Below are 21,944 nucleotides of genomic sequence, written 5' to 3' on the forward strand. Positions count from 1 at the left end.
TCCGGACGCAGGACTTTGGCGCGCCTCCTGGCCGCACACTTGGGTTATCGCTACTTCAATCCCGGATTTTTCATGCGCGTCGTCTTCTATCACATGATGCAGGAGCGGCCGGACATCTCTCTGGACGATGAACAGGGCATGGCCGCCTACATGCGGCAATTCCTGGAGGCGGGCAGGATCAATATATGGGAAGAGCCGCTGGCGATCGACGGCACAAGCACCCTGGCCAAAGACGCAGAAGGGATTTCTTTACGCAACTGCATCAAGCGCGCTATCGACGGTAATCCTGAGATGCTGGAGGCTTTTGACCGCTTCGCCAATATGAGACCGGTTTGCAATTCGCTCAACGATTACCTGATGGGGATGGTTGACAGGCTCGACGGAGAATACAACGGCCTGGTGGTCCGTTCGACGGATCCGTGGCCGGGCGCGTTCAATGTTATGCTCCTGGCTGCGACGGCCATAAGGGCCGGGCGCCTGCGGCAGGATGCTGCGCGCATCCAGGACCGTGACGCCAGGACATTGCGCAGCGATTACGGCCGGCAGTTGTTGTTGCGTCTGAGCGGCGCGGCCCTTTCGTCCCAGAAGCTTATGCCCCGGAAGCTGGCCGGAAGGGTGATGGATGCTTTGCGCCGCCAGGCTGTACGTTCTTCAGACGACATCAGCTCGCCGGCTGAGGCTCTGGAGAAGGACGCCGCATGGCACTATGTCGGCCGCAACATCCGTCAAGAGTACAGGCAGGATATCGAGAAGCGTTTTGAGCGGCACTTCCGCAACGAGCGGCTGTCGCGGTATCTGTTGTGGTCTGTGATTGTTGCGGGGGCTGCGGTGTTTTTCGCTATCCATCCGGCCGCGCCGGCATTGTATTTTGTGATCGGAGGTTTCCTCTTTCAGGCCCTGATGTCCTTCGGCTGGGAACGGGCGCTGGACAATAACGTGGCTGAATTCCTGGATACACACAGCCAGACATTGTGGTTGAGTTGGCCCAAAGGCGCCAAGAAGACGTTCATCCACAAGCTCTATTCCACCGACTGGCGCACGTACTCCCGCCGCGGCCGCCAGAAATTCTACGACGATCTGCTCTTGACCCTGGACCTCGCGGGCAACCTGAAGATCATCCAGGCGCGACACGTGCTGCCGGCCCTGGTCCATAACGGCCTGGAGAGGCTTTTTATCTCCCGTGTCTATCTCGTCTATGAGCCGGCGTCGCGCTTCGATGTCGCCTACGACGGCGGATATCTTGTCGTCAATGTCCACCATTATGAAGGCCAAAAGGCGCATGATTCCCTCAACGCCATGAGGGCCGACATCTTTTATCGTACGATCCTCAAGCAGCAATTGGAAGAGCTGTCGTCGCTATCGAAGCAGGAGGCAGAGGGTGGGGCGCTCCTGGAAGACCGGTATTTCAGGGCCGCGGCATTTGACCGTTCCCGCTTGACCTCATCGGACCGTCAGCGCATCAATGGACGGTTGGCCAAACTTTTGGCGCAGCGCGCCGCTTTGATCCTTTCTTATAATCACAGGGTATGCGAGGCGGCGATCCAGAAAGACATCGAAAGGGCCCTGGGAGTGCTTAGGGGTAGGCCTGCTCAAGACGTTGTCCTGGAGATCGCCGCCATCTTTGCCTTGGTAGAGACTACGCAATACACGACGCAGGAGAAATCGCTGGTTGATTTGTTCGCGCTCATGCCGCAGTCCGATGAAGCCGTCAGTTATTTTATGGCCTTGCGGGAAGAATTCAAAAAGTTCTTGGCTTCCATCGAGATCGTAAACGATGCGAGGGTCCACTTGGTGACTCAAGAGGAGTTTGACGGGCATCATCCTGCCGCCGCCGGCGCCAAGCGTTATGTGTCGAGGTCCGGCGATTTCTGGATCGTCGCATCGGCGCAGCAGGCGGTCAACGACGCCGAGATCGCCGGCGGCCTGGCGCTCAAACGCTATCACGACATCCAGCAGGATATGCCTGGACGGTCGCAGAAGGCTGTTGAGCTGCTGCGTCATGACCCCGCTGCCCGGGTCGCGTTGCGCAGCCTCTTGGCGCTCTTGGGCTCGTCGGTGCCGGACAAGAGGGTTTCGGATATGTTCCAGGGCTCCAACGGCAGGTTTGACAATATCTCTCTGCAGGGCGCCGAAGAATTGTTCATGTTTGTGACGCCGGAAGAGGCCGTGTGTCTGATCAACAAGTTTATCGCTTCCCTGCCGCAGGACGGCAGGCAGGAATACGCCGGCGCGTTTACGGCAAAATTTGTCCCGGGCCGGCTCTTGATGTTCGATGTGTTTGCCGTCGATTCCGAGGCGAACAAAAATATCCAATACACCCTGCGCGGGGCCCTCGTATTGTTGAAGACCGGGAAGGTGGCTGTCCTCTTCCAGGGCGCGCCCTGGACAAGAGACAGGGTCCGTTTCATGAAACAGCACGGCTGGCTCTCTTATGATCCCGTCGATGACCGGTACCATGATTATGCGAAGGTGACTCTCAACGAGCAGTGTCTTGTCGCCCAGAACTTGTTGGCCGGCGGCATGCCCGCGGATACGCCGGTGACGTTGCTGGCGCAGGATGAAGACGGTAAGCTCTTCACGGAACAAGGCCGGTCCCTGGCGGACGTGGCGCGCGACGGCCTGAGAATGGACCACCTTTATCCGCTGCAGCCGCATCCTGATTTTGTTCCTTTCTCCATGGCGTTCGCCCTGGGGTTATTGTTGTCGCATTACAACCGCCTGACGTATCTCCAAGAGAGGGGCATCGGCATGTCTGCGCTGGAGGAGAATTTTCTTGGCCAGTGCCGTCGGCTTTCAAGTTTGCAGAAAATACTCGATATTTTCCCCTCGCAGGCCGAGCGCGATGTTCGCCGTGTGAAGATCTTAAATTCTCCACAGGATGTTTCCGGTTCTTCGCTTTCGAGCCCCGCCCTAATGAGACAAAACAGGTCTGCCCTGTTTAGTCTCATTAGCTATAGTCCTTTACTTTCTGAAAAAGAATATATCCGTATTTCAACCGTTTCTCAACACAGGGAGGTGGCGCCATGTACAGCTTACAGGATCTTGAAGTCGTCCGCATTGTCCCGACAGCCAGAGGTCTTTACGTCTCAGCCCGGTATGCCGAATGTTTTCACGAATACAGCTTCTACATCTCGACGGAAGGCCGGGTGGAGGGAAAGACGTCTGCCGGAGAATGGCTTGAACTCTCCAATGACGCTTCCCGTTGCCTGGAGTCCAAGGTCCAGTGTGCGCTTCTGGAGCAAAGAGACCCCATGGAGCGGGAGCGGTTTTATTTGTCCTGAAAAGAAAGCGCTTTCGCCAATAAGCCCCCGGCAATATATCGGATCGTCCCCAGCGCAGCAACTGGGGGTTGTTGCGGGGTTGGCCGCGCACCGTGTCCACGGGCCCGATTTCGTCGAGCTATCCAGCCCTTCTGCGCGGGCCGACGCGGATGGGTTGGATGTGAGTTCGCCCATAGCCCGATTCACCAAGGCGTGGCAGGCCCTTCAGAGGAAAAAAGACAGGGCGGCAGCCAGGATCCTTAAAAAGATGCGGCGCTCGGGAGATCTGCAGGCGTTCTGGGAATTGAAGGATTCTCCTTTATATGTGGCGCAAATGATACCTGCGGCCGGGGCGAAGCGCGTCACAATGTTGACCCTGCAGGGAAGCATTTATCTGTCGTCCATGTTTGGGGATATCCGCGCGGCGGAAGATTCTCTCGGGATCGCCAGGCGTTTTAAATGCGGCCCGGATGATGAACTGAGCCCCGGCGAGTTCGCGTGCCGGGAACTTGTGACGAATGTCTGGAAACATGCCAATTACGGTTATTTTGCTTTTAGCTTCCTGCCTTATCGGCAAGGTTTAAGGTTCGTTTGTTTTGATAGGGGGCCGGGAATCGCGGAAATCGGCCGGGCCCTGACTTCCGGTTATTCCACGCTTGGCACATTCGGCTTGGGCTTGAACTATTTAAGCCAGGACGTGCTTGCATCTTTCAGGAATTTCTCGATCCAGAGCATCCCTCAGAAAGGAACGCTTGTTTTTGTGGAAGAGCCGGCTGGCCGCGGGATCGAGGCGCTCAAAGAAGAGGCGGCCGGCGCCGATGGCGACGACGAATACCTTCCTTTCAGCTCGGCCACGGCAATCAAAAAAGATTTCTCCAGTCCAGCCCTTAATGAGACTTTAAGGCCAGACCTTAAAGTCTCATTAAGGGGCGATCAGGCGATCCGTGCCGAAATCGATCGTTTGTTCGAAACCATGAAATCCCGGATCGGAACCTTGGCGCAGCAAGGGATGAGGCTCGATGAAAACAAGGTCTTTTTCTTCGCGCCAGAGATAGATGAAATCGGCGCCCTGCCGGGTTTTTCCATCAAGACAAGGGCCCATGAGCTTCCATGGAAAGATTGTTCCGCCTATCTCTATCATATCAGGCCGGAATTGGGAATGTTGGCCGGCCCCATCGAGAGGATTTCCGAATACGGCTTTGTTGAGGTCGGCATCCACGACCGTCGGCCGGGAGATATCGTCATCTATGGTGCCGCTGGCGAGGCGAAACATTTCGGCGTCGTGGCTGAAGACGGCAGGGTCGAGTCGAAATTCAACATCTATCACGTTTATATCCATCCCCCTCTGGCTGTCCCGTCGTCATACGGCACCCCGCATTTCTATCGTAAACACGAAGATATCAGTTCGCCCGTTGTCCAGGTGCGCGCAGGGCCGCAGGCGGAATTTTTCTTCCGCACGCTTTTGGCCCGCCTCAAGGAAGCCGCATGCCCGTTCATTTATTTCGATAACAATATCGGTTTGACCATCGTTGCCGGCATCCCGTTCTTCGATCCGCGCGCCGGCGCGCCGTATTGCAACTGGGGACGCGACACCATGATTTCCCTGCCGGCGCTGACGTTGTCGACGGGTCATCCGGAGATGTTCCGCCAGATATTCAAAAATTACGTCCGTTTTGTCAAGGACGGCCTCATGCCGAATTTCATCGGTGACGGCGCCAACCCCCGTTACAACAGCGTGGATGCTACCTTCTGGATGTTCAGGGCGCTGGGGATTTACCTTAAAGAGACACGCGATTATGCTTTCCTCGATACCAAGGTCCAGAGAAAGACAGGAGAAGGGCCGGAGACGATCCTCCAGATCATAGCGGGAGTTTTTGATGCCCTTAAAAACGGTATTGCCTGCGAAGACAGGTGCGGCAACCGTGTCCAGACAGTCCGTGTGCGCATGGATGCGGACGGTCTGATCACCGCTGGCGATGAGAACATGAACTTGACATGGATGGATGCCCAGCCTGAAGACGGTTCCGGAAAGCCGGCGACCAGCCGCCATGGTAAGGCCGTTGAGATCAACGCCCTGTGGCATGATGCGCTGGTGATGATGGCGGATATCCTGGAAGAGAGAGGGGATGCGCAGAAATCCGGCTCGTATCGCGCTCTCGCCGGCCGGGTGCATCAGAGCTTCCAGAAGTTCTGGAATGCCGAAAATCAGTGTCTCTATGATGTTATCGACGGCGATCCTCTCCAGGCCGCACAGGTCAGGCCCAACCAGGTGTTTGGTTTGCATCTGTTGGGCAAAGACAAAGCGCGCCTGGCCCTCCAGACCGTGAGGAACGAGTTATTGACGCCTTTCGGCTTGCGCACGCTTTCTCCTAAAGATCCTGCCTACAGGAGCGAACACCGCGATGAGGATTACATCCATTCTTATCATCAGGGGACGGTCTGGCCGTGGCTCATGATGGGGTTTGTCCAGGCTTCTATGTATGCCGTCGGGCAGGATGAGACGCGGCGTATCCTGGAGGAGGCCGGCTGGTTCGATTCCCTCGAGGCCTTTTTGAACGATGATACGACGCGTCATTCGGTTCCTGAGATCCTCAATGGTTGTTGCGAACGGCCGGGACACTGGAACAGAAAGGGATGTCCTGCGCAGGCCTGGAGCGTCGCCGCGGCCATCGATTCCGTCTTCACGCTTTTTGAATACCTCCAGGGTACCAATATCTCCAGGGTTTCCAAAGAGGCGGAGGCCGGCATCTGGTACCAGGTCGTCGTCAAAGATTTTAAACCCCAGGATGAGTCCGGAAGCCGCATTGAATATATCACAAAGCAGGGACTGCCCAGGCTTGCCGCGGCCGGCATCAAGACGATCTGGTTGATGGGCGCCTGGCAGAACGTTGGCGGCAACGAGCCTTTTGCCATCCTGGATCCCGTAAAGGTGGAGTCGTCCTATGGCACGCTGGAAGAACTTCAAGAATTCCTGGCTGAAGCCAAGAGGTTGGGAATCGTTGTCTTGGATTGTTATATCCCCAACCATGTCTCTAAAAACAGCCCATTGGTGAGCGAGCACCCGGATTGGTTCATCTGGGAAAACGGTCAATTGGTGGATGCCACAGACTTGCGCTGGGCATGGGGCTGGGCCAGCTGCGCCCAGTTCGACTTCCTGAATCCGGAAGTGGTCGCCTATCTTTTCCGTGTGGCCCGTTACAAACTGAGCCTCGGTTTCGGCGGGCTGCGCCTTGATGCGCCCCTCGGCTTATTGAAGGCGCGCATGAAACACAACTGGTATCAGGGCCGGGAAGCGGAGGTGGACCGCATGTTCCCGCAGGAGTTCTGGGCCATGCTTATCTCCGACCTGCGCCGCGATTATCCGGATGCTGTCTTTTTGGCGGAGTCCCTCGGATCGGCCGCAGACCGCATCACGCTGGAGGCCTGCGGTATCGATTTCACGATGGACATCGAGATAAGCACGAAGCTGTTCGACGTCCTGCAAGGTTGGAAGCCGCCATGGGATTTCAAGGGGTATCTTGAATACCGCCTCTTCTGTTCCTTCATGAACCCGGCAGTGCATGCTTTCGACAATCACGATATCCGTGACCCCGAACATATGGATCTTTCGGTCGGCATGGAGAAGCTGCGTACCCTCGATGCCGACAAGATCAGGTATTTTGCGCTCCTGATGTCGACGCTGCCGGGGCCATTCATATTATTTAACGGCCAACTGGAGGCCGTCCTCGGCTATTCCTATCGCAGCTGTCAGATCTCGTCCATCAATTGGGGATCTGTGGATGAGTCGATGCAGGAGTATTTCCGTCGTATCGCCGGCTTTGCCAATCAACCTATTTTGAGGCACGGGGCGGCTTATGCGGCGTTCCCCATGGCGGGCGGCGGGCACCCCGAGGTCGTTGCTTATGTCAGGACATACGGCGATGAAAAAGTTCTGGTTGCGGCAAGGATCGGTCTGTCCGGCGCCGAAGGCAAGGCGTGGGCCAGAATCGACGTGAGCGAATTTTTGGTCCCCGGTGTCGAACAGTATGAAGTGGCCGACACATTCAGCGGTGCGCATTATCCGGTCGTCAGCCGCGAGACCCTCGAGCGCGACGGCATGACGGTCGGGCTTTCTGCCAAGGAAATCCAGGTTCTTTCTCTGCGGCCGGTATCGGTTTCTTCGCCTGCGGCGCCGGCGTCCCCTGTGCGCACCGACGACAAGGGGAGGTTCGTCTTTAAGGGCGTACGCTACAACGTAAGCACCCGTTTTGCGCACAAGACGCTCAGCGCCGAGAAGACCGGCGAGGACCTTGTGCATGTTTTTGACGCCGGCGTCCTGATTGCAAAGTTGTATCCTTCAACGGAGACTTGTCAGCTTCTATCTCTTCGGCGCACGGCGGACGACAAGGGCCGGTTTGCTTACGGTCGGAAGCGCTTGAATTTGGGCATGTCTTTCGCCGGCGTATCGCTGACCCTGTTGCCTTTAGAGGATAACTGGCAGAATGGATTCGATGTTTCCTGCGGCGGCCGGCGCGTGGCGCGTTACGACGCGCTGTCGGACAGGTTCATGATATATGCTTCTTTGTCCCGCCAGGCGGATGACAAGGGGCGGTTTGGCTACGAACGCAGGCGTTTCAATCTCGGCGCTTCATTCGGGAATGCATCCCTGGAGCTGGCTCCTTCCCGCGGCGGATGGGAGAAGGGCTTCAGGGTTTACCATGAAGGCCGGGCCGTGGCGTTGTATAACGCAGCCCGTGATTTCTTCTGGGTCCTTGTGCCGCTTGATCGACGCACAGATGACAAGGGGCGCTTTGGTTATGAAGGCAGGCGCTATAACCTCGGCACGCCGTGGGCGAATACGGACATCCAGGTTGTCATGCGCCGCGACGGAGGCTTCTCCGTTTTTGCCGCCGGCGCCAAGATCGCGGAGCTGGAAGATCTCGAGAGGGCTTCCGAGGAAAGCGAGAGTTCCCCTGCCGAAAATAATGAGACTTTAAGGCCAGACCTTAAAGTCTCAGATTTGAGACATATCCCTGCGGACGAGGCTATTGCATCGTCGTTATCTTCACCTTCGTTGCCGAGTCCGCAGGAAATTTGCGCAGGCTTGCGCGAGTTTGTGGTTTTGGCTGATGCGGAGTTAAGGAGCTCAAAGCTGTTTACAGCCGTCAAATCGTTTGTCGCTTCCTTTGAGTTGCCGGTGAGAGACTTGTTGGTCATCGGTCTCGTGGGGGTCCTGAGCGTTCTTCTTTATATCTACCGCAACCAGTTGATGCATATGGCGTATCGCGACGGCATGACAAGCGTTCTCTATAACCGTCGGTATCTGGATATGAAGATATCGCAGGCCGACATGCCTGGGCGGCATTTCAGAAAAGACGACGAGGCGGCGATCCTGATGATCGATTTGGACCATCTTAAAGAGTGGAATACGGAGTTCGGCCATGCTGCGGCCGATAAGGTGATCCTGGCTGTGTCGAGGGTCCTTGTGGATGTTGTCCGTTCCGATGATGTCGTGGCTCGTTACGGCGGCGACGAGTTTACCGTCATCCTCAAGCGCGCCGATGCGGAGGTCGGCCGCAAGGTGGCCCAGAAGATTCTCGCGGCCGCCCGCGAGATTTCCTTTGCGCATCCCAAGACAGGCGTGCGTCGCCATGTCACCCTCAGCATCGGCGTAGCGGAATATCCTGAGGATGGAGCGACGGTCCTTGATGTCCTGAAGGCCGCCGATCAGGCGGTCTACGTCTCCAAGAACCGGGGCCGTAACCGTGTGACGGTTTTCGGCGAACACTCGAGCCGGCAGCTGGAGCTTCCGTTCATGAAAGATTTCGATGAAGGCGCATCGAACGGTCTTTCTTCTCCGGCCGGCATGGTACATTTGCGGCCTGGGCAGGAATGCCCCGTTAATCTTGCCCATAGTGAGATTTCCTCGGCATCTATCGGGCAGGATCAGGTGATGCTGTCTTGGAAGCTCAACGGCTCGCTTTGCGACATTGAAGAAAATGTGCATGGGCGATCCGGCACGGTCATGGGTTTACGCCACAACGTCGTGATCCGTCTCAACGACGGACGTGCGGTCTTTGTCACTGACGATCACGCGCATGTGTATGCTTTCTGGTGGCTCATGTTCAAGGAAGGGCTTTTGCGGAGCAGCCACCGCCTATTGCATGTCGACGGTCACGCAGATGCGCAGATGTTACAGGCCGGCCGCGCCCGCAGGCTAGATCCCTTCGACCATATGTCCGCCAGCCTTGCGGAAGCGGATGATTTTGCCATGAATGCGGCCGGTATCGAAGGTTTTATCGCGCCGCTCGTGCAGAGGGGCTTGATCGCATCGTGGCATTGGTTATACAACCTCAACGATTACCGCGCCGTGCGCATGGCTTTTGCCGACGGAAAATACAAAGGCCTCGAGGGAGAAAAGGCCGCCGTCGAAGATATTTCTTTCGACCTCTTGGATATCGATATAGACGTCCTTGCGGGTCTGGCGCCGCAAGAAGCTGTTTCCCACCTGGACGTCTTTGCCGCGATGGCCAGCCGCGCTTCGCTGATCACGATCGCCACCAGCCCGGAGTTCATCGATCAGAAAACGGCCGTTGCCTATGCCCGGCTCCTTGCCGAACGCATTCTGGCCTCGGGGGGCGGCGTTGCTCCTGTTTCATCGGCGGCGCAGGACATCGACGTGACGTTCAGAAGCATGCCGGGCAGGAGATTTACGTGCATTGACGGTGCCTGTTGTTATTTCAAGGAAGCGATAGTCCCTGAAGGGATCGCAGAGGCCCTGATGGAACGCGACGGCAGCGAAGGGCCTTTCCTCAGGGACAATTTTGCCATGGGGATCCTCAAGCCGGACCATCGCAATAGGCCTGGCAGCGAAGACTATCTGGTCGCCGGCTATCCGTGCCGCGCCCTTCAGATTATCCTGGATCATTCCGCAAGGACGGGCTTGACGCTTGTCTCTTCCTGCACGATGTATGGCGGAGACAGGGCGAAGATCTGCAAGACATTCCCGGCGAAAAAGAAGTGCCTGGGCCCTTGTTTGTTCGATTTATTCGTCAAAGGGATATGGGGTTTGTATTATATGGTTCCGCAGCGTTTATTGGCAGAAGGGCCTATTTCCACATTCGGACAGGCCATTTCGCGCGGCGCAGGCATTTTTGTGACGCAAAGGGCCCACGCCTTCCTCTCCAGAAAAATGCAGGAAGGCGCCGCCCGGGCGGTTTCTTTTGATGGAGCCGGAAGAGAGGCCTGTCTTTTCCTCCAGCCTTCCGCCAATCCGCTCGTCGGTGTTTATCGCACGGAGAGGAACAAGGCCGTTCACAGTTGGTTCGGGCGGGCCCCTTCCGGATCTCCTTTGAGTTCGCCGGCGGCCGCGGCGCGCCGATGGCTGATCTTCGATGCCGACGACACGCTCTATCCGCACGATTCGCCCTTGGCCGAGGCGTATGCGGCCGAAAGATTCGCCTGCATCGCTTCTTTGAGCCCTCAGATCGACAGCCGTCTCGATGCCGAAGCCAGGATCGCCGCGGCCGCCTCTCTGTTTTCCGCCACAGAGAAGGCGCTCTCCCTGAGGCAGGACGGCAGGCTTGTCTCGAAGTCGAGGGTTTTAAAAGAACTCGGCGTGACGCTCGCCGCCTGGGAAGAATGGAAGGATGCGCATGTGAGGCCCGGCGATTACCTGAAGCCTGATTTTGACCTAGCCCGCATCCTTAAAGATTTGTCGTTTGAATACCGGTTCGCGCTCTGGACCAATAATAACCGGGCCCAGTCGGAAGCGATCCTCGGGGCCCTGGGGATCGCCGCATATTTCGATCATCAGGATATTTTCTGTACATCTGAGCATCGGACAAGAAAACCCGACCCGGGGTTGTTGAGGCATGTGATTAAAGAGGCGCTCAAGACCCGGCCGGGGCGTTGTATCGTTGTCGGCGACAGCATCAAGACGGACATTGAGCCTGCCCTCGAGCTCGGGGCGTCCGCCGTTCATGTCCATCCGCAGGGTATCGAGACGGATCGGCCGTGGAACGGCAATGTCCGGGTTGTAAAAAGCATTTATGAACTGGAAGAAGCGATCGAGGACTTGAGGGCTGTTTCCGGACCCACGGCTAATGAGACTTTGAGGCCAGACCTTAAAGTCTCATTAGAGGACAATTTTTCCAGTCCTTCTTTGGCATCTAATGGTATTGAGATAGATGTGGTCCACTTGGGAAGCATCAGAAGCGAATCCAGGCGCAGAACTTTATATGCCTCGATGGCGGACATCAACAAGGCCATCAACGGACACGAAGGCAACTGGCATGAGGAGTTTGACGATGTCCTGCAGTATCACTTCTTTAAGAGCCAGGGCATCGGCAGATATTTGACGTTTGCTTCCATCGGCCGCCGCATGCTGGGTTACTGTTTTTATGACGATCATGAACTGGATTATCTGGCTGTCAGGGAAGAATACAGGCACCAGCATCTTGGCTGGGAGATCATGCGCCAAGCCTTAAAAGACCTCAAGGGCCGGGGGGTCAACCATGTTTTCGGTATGCTCCACAAAGACAACAAGCCCATCCAGGATTTTTATGCGCGCATGGAATCCGAACAGATCCTTCCGGGCATCAAGGTGGATTTCCTGGGGACGCACCGGGAGAACGACGACTATTACAAATACAGGATCAGGGGAATGAGATGGGGTTTCTTCGAGGATGAAGAAGAGGACGGCAGTTCGCCGGCTGTGGGCCGTGCCGTGCCGATTCAGGTCGTTAAGATCGCCTTCCCGGCCGCATGGGAAGATACCTTCGCCGCACTCACTGAGAAGTTGAGCCGTTCGGGTCTCTTAAAGACCGTCAGCTTTGAGCATGCTGTTTTCGACAATCAGCCTGTTCAGAGGATCATATATGCCGGCGGCCATCTGGATGCCTGCATCGACACGTCGCTGGTCGCAACGGCGAAAGTAGCGGCCCTGTACGGCATCAGAGCCGAGATCATGGTCCCGCTGGACCTTGTTTATATCGGCCCCGAAGATTTCAACGGGTCTCATCAACAGGCGCTTGCCTTGAAGCGCCGCTACGCAGAGGACCTTCTGGGAAGGCTCCATGCGGTTTCTCCTCAGGACATCACCGTCAGGTTCTATGGCACCACAGAGGCGATGCTGGAGACAATAGAACAGGTCAGCAGTCCGTCGGTAACACGGTGGGCTAAAGAAAAAGCCAAGGAACTCCTGACGCAGGCATTTGAGGAAATGGGGATTTCCAGCGAGAAGCTCCAGAACGATCCGCGGTACGGCCGTGTTTACCGCGCCGTTGTCAAATACGGGCATGAGTGGTGGGGATGCAAGGATTGGCAAGGCGTTACGTTTGAGGACGGCGGCATCGTCCACCTGGTCGAACCGCACCAGCGCGCGCATCTGGTTGTCCGTATGCAGCAAGGTTTCAATCCCGTGGCCTTCGACGTGCGGTTGGGAGACAGGGTTTTCAGCCTTCTGCATTCCAGCGGCGCACCCATTCTTTTCCCGTTTGCCAACCGCCTGAGGGTGGATAGGAAAGGCGCGGCGCGCTGGAAAGATACGCAAGGCCGGGTCTGGACGATACCTTTGTTGACGTCCGAGCTTTTGGCAAGCGGCCTCGTGACCAAAGACAGCGACGCAGCTGTGCGTCACGGTTTGGTGAGAAAGCATCCTTTTGACATTATCGCCTGCGGTTCCAAAGACGATGTGTATCTGACAGGCGCCTTCCGCACGGCCGATTATCCGTTGATCCCGGGGCTTTATCAGGGCCTTGTCCTTGAAGTCACGTATCGCCTGAGCGATGGGCGCTGGACGACCCGCACATATGTCCGTAACGAGAGCGACCATGAGATCCCCATAGGTTTCTGTCAGCATTATGATCTGAATGTTTTCGGCGCCTATGAGAAGGCGCGCCTGACATTCCCCGGCCAAAAGCTCTGGCATGCCCGCCGTCGCCTGCCTTCGGGTCGTCTGCTCGATGTCAAAGGCGCATTTGATTTTCGTTCCGGTCGCAGGCTCGGGGCCAATCCCGCTTATGACCACGTCTTTTATGCAGGCGAGGGAGCGCCGTATCAGGCGTGGATTGATCACGAAGAAGGCGTGCGCACCGTGGTGGAAGCTGACTCAGTTTTCAAGAATATGGTGATCTATACGCCGGGCGCAAAAGATTTCGTGGCTGTCGAACCTCAAACATCTTCGACGGACGCGCTGCGTATGGATCTCAAGGCCGCGGCAGAAGCCAATCTGATCGTCCTGAAGCCGGGTGAGGAGCGACGTTGGCAGACGTCGGTGGGCCTTGAAGAAGCGGGGCAGATCAGCAGCCCTTCCGGAACACGGTGGGCCAAAGAAAAAGCTGAAGGGCTCCTGACAGAAGCTTTTAAAGAACTGGGGACTTCCAGCGAGAAGCTCCAGAAAGATCCGCGGTGCGGCCGTCTCTACCGCGCCGTTGTCAAGCACAGGCAGGAGTGGTGGGGATGCAAAGATTGGCAGGCGGTGGTCGAGAAATTCGGCTACAAACCGCTGCGAAGAAGCTATGACAGGGCGTCTTTCCTTTCTGAGTTGGAGACGATTATTTTTGAGCTGCGCGACCACAGCTCGACCGTCATCGAGAAAAAATATTCCGGTCTCTATACGGCCTTTCTCAAGAACAAGGAAGTGTGGGGTTTTGAAAAGTGGGGCGATGCGGTCAGGGCGGCTTACACGCGGCAATTGTTCCTGCGCGATATCCAAGAGGCGCTCGCCGGGGCCGGAAGGCCGTCGACAAGGGTGCTCCATAAGACCAACCCCTGGATCTATAATCTCTTTCTGGATGAACAGAAGCGCGCAGAGATGGGCTTTGGGGAATGGAACGACGTCGTCGAGGCACTCGGGCTTGATCCTATTTTCAGGAAGAAGACGCGCCCTGAATTCCTTGAGGGTCTGGCGCTGGAGATGAAAGAAAAAGCGACGTCGGACACCGTCAAGCTCAACCATTACGCTTATTTCAGGAGGCACAAAAGAGAGATTGGTTTTTCTTCTTGGTCTGAAGTCCTTGAGGCGTTGCGCGCCGAGGAAGGGCCCAAAAAAGAGGCGAGAAGGCAATTTGTGGAAGAGACCCAGGAAGAGCTCGCCGCCGGAGCCTGGAAAAAGATGGAGACGGCTGAGCTGGAGGCGTATGTCAAAGATATCGAGGCAAAGGCCAGGCCGTTTGTGCGATTCGTCGGATTGGATGAGGTCTTTGCCATCCTGAGGGTCCACGGGGTGTCCGGCTTGAGCGAAGCGGCGAGCTCCGGCAAGCTGGCCGACATCAACATGGATTTCCGGCTCCGGGGCATGGATTGCGGGCTGATTGTCAAGTCAGAGACGCGGACATTGTATGAAGATATGCCGGCATTTGTCCACACCTATGTTGAATTCAGGGCGGGAATAAAAGAGCTGGATGAAGCGCTTGCGCCGTTAAAAGCAAGGCTGACGGAAGAACTCGACAAGACAAGGAAGCAAGGCGGGCATTTCCATGCGTTTAACGGCGCATCTTATGCCAGCAAGGGCCGCGGCCGCAAGGCGTCCCGCAAAGCTCCTGTGGACGAGGACGATCTTGATGCTGATGAGACACGTGATATCAGTTCGCCGGCAAAATCTTCGCCGTACCGACAGACCATCCTGCCGGCTGAAGCCAGGGCGCAGGCGAGGCATATGGAGGTGAGGCGTCTCTTGTCCAGGACGCTTGAGCTGGCTTATGAGCGTTATGAGGCGCAAGATGTCGGCCGTCGCCTCGGTGCCCTGAAGCATTCACTGCGCTCAAGCGGTATCTCAAGGGCAGAGGAGATTATTTCATTTATCGAAGCAGGCAACGAGATGGCCGCGAGCTGGATTTTGGCCGCCCTTGCGCATGATTGCGCCAGACAGCGCCGCGAGCTTTTGGCTGAACGGCTGGAGAGGATCAAATCCAGACAGAAGATCGAAGAGGGGCGCGATGGCAAGGTGACGGTTCTCTTGGGCAGGTTTGTTGAGAAAGAAGGCGTCGCCGTGCTCGAGCAAAAGCCGGAACGCCGTACCCTCTATCGCTGGCACCGTATTTTCGACCAGGTGTTTGAGTCTCTTGCCGCAGAGTCGTTGAAGATAGGGGGATACGCCGAAGCCCTGGCCGATATTGAGCACGAGCTTGGAAAGGAACAGTCTTCCGCAGAAACCTTGAAAATTCTTGCTGCTATCGCTGAGTCCTTGAAGGGCGTGCGCGTGGAAGAAAAAAAGCAGGCCCGCGAGGAAGTTGAGCTGGCCGCAAAGTTGATCCAGGTGGGCCGCCTGAAACCCGCCAGGGAAATCGTCGGCATGGCCGAGAGTTATATGGATCTGCGGCTTGCGGCCATCGACGCGGAGATGGCGCATCTCCAGCAGTTGCGTCTGCGCCTGCGCGAAATAGGGGAGGCGCGTTTTGAAAAGGTTGCCGCAGCCGCAAGCCGCCTCAGGGCCGCTGTGGCCGCCGGAGATATCGCCGGGGCCCGTGATGATGTGGCGCGGCTGCTCCATCTCCCATATTTATGGGAACCTGATTTTATCGGCGCCAGGAATGTTATCGTGCGCACAGAGGAAATTCTCGGAGATATTATCATCCGCCGCGCCAAGGCCGCTGCCGCAGGGAAAGAGGCGGCCGCAGCGCCGCAGCAGCAAAAAGCAGCAGAGAACATCGGCTATCTGGCCGAGATCGTCAGGGAAGGCCGTTTCACGAACCATTTTATGGCCGCTTATCAGTCCCTTTGGCTTGCGGTTTGCCTTGGGGAGGTCAAGGGGTACAAGGACGCGGATGCGGTTTTCGAAAAGGTCTTTTTGAACTGGTCAAAAGACCATCAGATGCTGCGCGGTTCGCCTGACAGGCTCCAGCCCAGAAAGGGCGGAGCTTCCTGGTCCGATAGAGGAAGGCTCCAGCCCAGAAAGGGCGGAGCTTCCTGGTCCGATAGAGGAAGGCCCCAGATATCGCGCTACTGGCACGCCCGCCTCTATAAGACCGTCTTTATCTCCGAACATTCCCCTGTTTTCCGCGCCGCTGACAGCATCCTGTTTGTCCTGAAAGTCAGGCATTTTGGCACCCTTATCCCCGTTCTGCGCCGCAACGATCACAAGAATCTTTTGCGCCTCTTGGCCCGATACCTTTCCGAAAAGGTAATTTTCAGCAAGCAGATCCCGCAAGAACAGCGGGATAACTTCCTCAAGGAACTCCTGGAAGCCGCGATGGCAGATTATGAGCTTGCCGCAACAGCCAAAGACGGAGACATCAGTGCCCTCTATAAGGCCTTTGGTGTTTTAAAGGATGGCGTTTCTGGGTCTTCGCCGGCGAGCCCTGCGAGCTGGAGCGTGGAAATATCCATTCCCGTGACAGGCAGTCCTGATATTGATACAGACAAGGCAGCCAGGATCCTCATGCCGTTGTATGAAACCTTGAGGGCCGTCAATATCATCTTGCATCATCCCCGCATAAAAGAGGTTGATCAGATTTCCGTGGTTGTTTCCGGCGATGTCTATGGCGCAGCCAGGGAAGACAAAACATTGAGGTTGTTTTTGCCGGCCTTAAAAGCAGGCCGGACGGTGGAGATCCTGCGGGCCGTGCAAAGGGACCTGAGCTGGGAATTTAAAGACATCTTGAGACATATCCAATACGTCGCACCTCATTTCTTTTACCTTCCGGATGATTTCGGGGCTATCAACGTCATCCTGCATCAAAGGATGGCCGGACTGGGGGATGTGGTTTTTGTCGCCAACGCCGCCCAGATATTTACCACGGCATTCCCCGACAAGAAGATCCGTTTGATCTTCCACCAGGTGGACGATTTTCTGCTGGCCGCCGAGACCAAGATCCTTAAAGGACTCGATCCCGGCCTCGTGCGTCAGGAGATCGAGGGCGTCGAAGTCATCAACGCTTCGGGAAGCAAGAGCCGCATTTACGGCGAAGAAAAGCGCGGCGGCTGGATCAAGGATTCTGCCTGGGCGGCGATCCAGGGAGATATCGTCGGGGAGGACGACGTCTCGATCGTCTATGCCTTGGGCGGAGAGATCAAGGAGATCTCGAATTACAATTTGTCGCGCTACGGCGGCAAGGCCAGATACCATGTTTATGTTTACGAGCTCGGTTTTGATGCCAATATCCAGAAGCCCCTGGAGAACGGCGAGGCGCATCTCGGTTTTGGTCCGGACGAAGTCGGCGCGCCCCCTGTTTCTCCGGTTTCCAAGGACATTTATTCGAAGAAGTATCCCCGCATTGACGAACGCATCCGGCGGGAGCGCCGCAGGATCATCCAGAAGTTCCCGCGCTGGCAGGTTTTGGATGAGGCCTTGGGCCAGGAAGGTCTCGAGAGAACAATCGCTTCCGAGTGGGGCTTCCTGTATGTCCACGAGGGCCAGAGCGTGAACAGGTATTTTGATATCTTCGAGCGCGCCCGCGCCAAAGACGCTTCCTATCGCGGCAAAGAGACGACGTTCTTTATCATGTGCGGCCGCAAGGACAAGAGCGTCCATGACGAGATCGCGCGGCTGGCCCAAGCCCATGATTACAACCTTTTTGTGTTCGGCAACCGCGATCCTTCCCTGGAGGTTGTGCGCACGTCGCAGGGCAACAATGTCACCGTCATCATGGACTATTCCGTGCCTCGCAAGCTTTTTAACGAGCTCTTCCTTTATAGCGACGATCTGCCGACGGTCGTCAGCGGGCAGGACAATCTTGCCAACATCCTCTACATGAACGTGTTGTCGTCCGGCCGGCCGTTCTTCTGGGAGGTTTTGGTTTTTCAGGCGACGGCCGATCTGGCCGTGCAGAGTTTTGTCGGCCGCCGGCTCGGAGATGAACAGGCGCGCCGCCTGGCGAGGCTCCGCGATTTGTACAGCAGGCTGGATGAGCAGACGGAAATGTTTTCTGCGCCCCGCCGGTTCCGCACCCTTTTTAAACAGATGGCCGTCGCCTTGGAAGAGCATCCCAAATTCCTTCCGCAGATGTATTACCTTATCTTGCGCCAGCTGCGCCATCGCGACATCCGCTTATATCAGGAACGTGCCGTAGAGTTGATAGAACAACTCGCTGCCATAGAGCTTTCTTCTCCGGCCCGCATAAGAGACTTTCATTCCGCTGCGAAAGGCTTTGTTGATTTCAGCAGCCCATCGGGATATTTCTCCATGCCGGCGGAGGAGTTGGCCGGGGATTTGCAAGAGGAACGTCTGCGCATTGATGCGATTCACAGGCGATGGCCTGCGGCAGTCGTTGTGTTCGGCAGCGCCCGTATTCCGGCGGCCGATGCGATGTGCCAGAAAGCCTATTTGTTCGGCCGGGAGGTCTATGAAGAGGGGCTGCCGTTGCGCACAGGGGCGGGGCCGTCCATGATGGAAGAGCCTTTGAGGGGATATGTGGATGCCAGAAGGCTCGCAGGAGACCCTCGGTCGAGATGGAACACGACCCAAGGCATCCGCATCTATTTCGATCCTGGCAAGATCCATTTTGAACAAAAAACGTCGGCATTCGTAGAAGAAAACTATGAGTTTAACCACCTCATCACGCGCAAAATGGGGCTTTTCAATAACAGCATCGGCATCGGCGTTTTCCCCGGCGGTTTTGGGACCATGGACGAGTTTTTCGAGGTCTGGGCGAGAAAGGGGGCCCTTGTCCTCATCGGCTCTTCCTATTGGAAACCGATCATGAGGGCCTTCTGGCAAAGCTGGGAAGATCACGGCCTTATATCGGAAATTCCTTTTATGCCTTTTGTGACGGATGCGCCGCGCACGGCGCTGGCTCATATCCGACGGCATGCCATGCCGCCTTATCATGTGAATCCCAAACGTACACAAGAGGCCAACGTCGAGATCGCCTCAGATTTGGCGAAGTTGAACGCGTGGTTGCCCAGCGTGACGTTCATCGGCCATCCCCGGCCGGCAAGTGCTAAAGAATTGACCGTCGCCCAGGAGCTTGCCTGGCAGATCACTCATAGAGGCGTTCCTGTGCGCATCGGCTCCGGCAGTCAGTTTTTAGCCAGGTATCTGGCCAAGGGCGCCAGGCCGCATTTCGACCTCTTGCAGGCGACGTTATATGTTTCCATCGATGGGCCGATGCCCAGGGAAGAACACGTGATCCTGAGCCGCCATATCTCCAACCATCATGTGATGATTGCCGAGAACACGAGGGATTTTGTTTTTCTTCCAGGAGGCCTCGTGACCATGAACCGTCTTTTCGATATCGTGGCCCTCATGCAAACGCACAAGATGCCGCGCCGTCCGCTGGTGCTCGTTGGAAGGAGTTTCTGGAAGCCGATCAAGGAGACGTTTGTGCACCAGGCCTTGGCTTATCGCGGGGCGGCCCTCATCAAAGAAGAAGACGCGGGGCTCCTGCAGGTCGTGGATTCCGTCGATGAAGCATTGGAACTCCTGGAGCCCGGTCTGCGTTTCGTCGGCAGCGCACAAGACAAAGATGAAGACATTTCTTCGCCGGCGGTCCGCTCTTTTGTCGGCGTGGACAAGGATATTCAAAAAATATACGCCGTTTATGACCCCGTATTTACGGCAATGGCTAACAGGGCCGCCGCAGACGGCGCCATCATGGATCAGGGACTTTCGGATAAAGAAAGCTCGCCTGCTGTCAATCAGTCTCGGCCCGATCGAGAGGAGGCGTTCATCTGTGCCTTCATCCAGAAGACAGAAGATCTTTACGGTCACAGCGTACACATGGTCCGAGCTGACTTTATCCATGACCGCCCCGGCCTTCTGGCCGACATCCTTGAGATCATTTATGATCTGGATGCGTATTGTGTCTGGCAACAAATGTCCCGCAATGGCAGCGGCGGCTATGAATTGACGCTGGGAGTAGAGAATTTGGAGAATGGCAGGGCGGGGAACCTTTTGGATCGCCTGAATGCTATCGCCGACGTGGAGGATGTCCGCCAACAACAGGTGCGCGAAAATGCCTGGCTTCTTGAGTTTGATCTGGTCCGTTTCTCTCCGGATCTTCGCTCGACCGTCAAACTTCTGGCTGAATATGGCTGCAACATCGCTTCGTTTTTGACACCCGTCGCCCAAGAGGCGGCGGATACAACACATTATATTTTGGAAATTCACATGCCGGATATCCTGCAGTATCATCTTGAAGATTTTCTTGAAAACCTCCAGAGACATCTGGATTGCCGATCGTTGAATCTGTCGCTCGGCTCCCTTGTTAAGAAGATCCTGTGGCAGTTTATTCGGGATGTCGGTTTGAATGTCGAGAAGCAAGGGCCCGAGTTATTTGCGGCTCTAGAGGCGGTCGCGGCGGCCCATCTGAGCGAAGCCCGTCGGGATCGGAAAACGCCCTATATGATGCATCCTGTCGAAGTCGCCCGCATCCTCCTGAAGGAATTCGGTTTTGTCCGTCATCCTCTGGCTCTCTTGGCAGCCCCTGCGGCATTTCTGCATGATCACATGGAGGACGATCGTATCGGCTACGGCGCCATGCAGAGGATGTTCGGTATCAGGGTGGCATTTATCGTCTGGCTGGTGACGAAGCAGCGGCGCGCCGGGAAAGCCGAATCGGATACGGTCTATCTGGGTCGTTTGATGGCTACAGTCACCGCGATGGTGGCAGACGGCATGTGGAACAGAGAGAGCCAGAAGGAAGTCTGGATCGCGTTGCTGCTGAAGATAGCCGACCGTATCCATAATATACGGACAATGGCGATCGGGGCCGGAGAACACAGCTATGTCTTCGAACGCAAGATGTTTTTCGAAACCTTGGATACTTTCGTCCCGAAATTGATTCTACCGCTTTATAAGATTGACATTGATGCTTCTTTCAGCGATTACTTTGCAGAGGCGCTGGATTTGTTCCGTCGGGAAGTTGTTCTGGCCGGGCTGTCATCAGCTTTTCTTGATGCGGCCGGCCGCATCAATCCTCTGGCTTATGAAAGCTACGCCACAGAAAACCTCGCGCGGCGCACTGCTGACGGTTTGCTTTCAGGCCAGGACGCCGCCGAGTTATATTGGCAACCCCTTTCATTTTACCAGGCCATGATCGACGGCTTGAGCGGCCGGCGGTTCTGTCAAGAAAGGCCTCAGGATACGTCGAACAAGCCGACGTCTCGAGACCTCTCCAGTCCTTCGACTCTCCTCGGGATGCCGTCACGACGTTCCTCCAGCCCGGCCGTATCGTCCGCCGTTTATTACGATTATTACGTCGATATGGATTTTTCAAGGAATTGTCTGCGGGTCGGCGGAAGGGAGCGCAAGATGGCGACGGTCTTTACGCCGGACGCCCAAGGCAAGGTGGCGGAGATCTTCAACGACAGGCGGATGATGTTACACCCGGACACCTCCGCGTATGATTTCTTGCGGATGGTGCGCGAGGCCCTGTTTGTCCTGTTCCCGGAGAATTTCTGCGGTTTTGGCGACAGGCCCCTGGAGTTCTTTGTTTCCGTCGCCCTGGGGGTCCATGACGATCATCTTGCGCTTGAGGTCGGGGAGCATTCCTTCGAGATATATGCAGCCAGCTGCATTGTCTATCATAAACAGATGATCTCCGGCAGGAGTGCGGCTCAAGGGAATGCCGGTCCGCAATACTTCATGGATTGGACAGCGATGTACCAGCCGTTGGGTCTGGCATTGCTGGTTTTGGCCAAGATCCCGTTTATTTTTGAAGACGGGCAGCGCCGACAACTCCTCGCTTATAAATGGGATGAGTTCTGGCAGCATGTTTACCAGGCCAAGGCATCGGGTTTGCTGGATGGTCCGCAACCGAAGCC

Annotated in this window: 1 protein-coding gene (only partly in view); it reads left to right on the top strand. The window is 56.2% G+C overall.

Every position in this 21,944-nt window falls within one protein-coding gene, locus BU251_RS00160, for a peptide arginase family protein (protein WP_128698900.1), read on the top strand. The gene is 119,061 nt long; 83,457 of those nucleotides lie to the left of the window and 13,660 to its right, leaving coding positions 83,458-105,401 in view, spanning codon 27,820 (complete) through codon 35,134 (partial); the first complete codon in view begins at position 1. Both the start codon and the stop codon lie outside the window.

It is taken from the genome of Candidatus Velamenicoccus archaeovorus, assembly GCF_004102945.1.
Taxonomy (GTDB): domain Bacteria; phylum Omnitrophota; class Gorgyraeia; order Velamenicoccales; family Velamenicoccaceae; genus Velamenicoccus; species Velamenicoccus archaeovorus.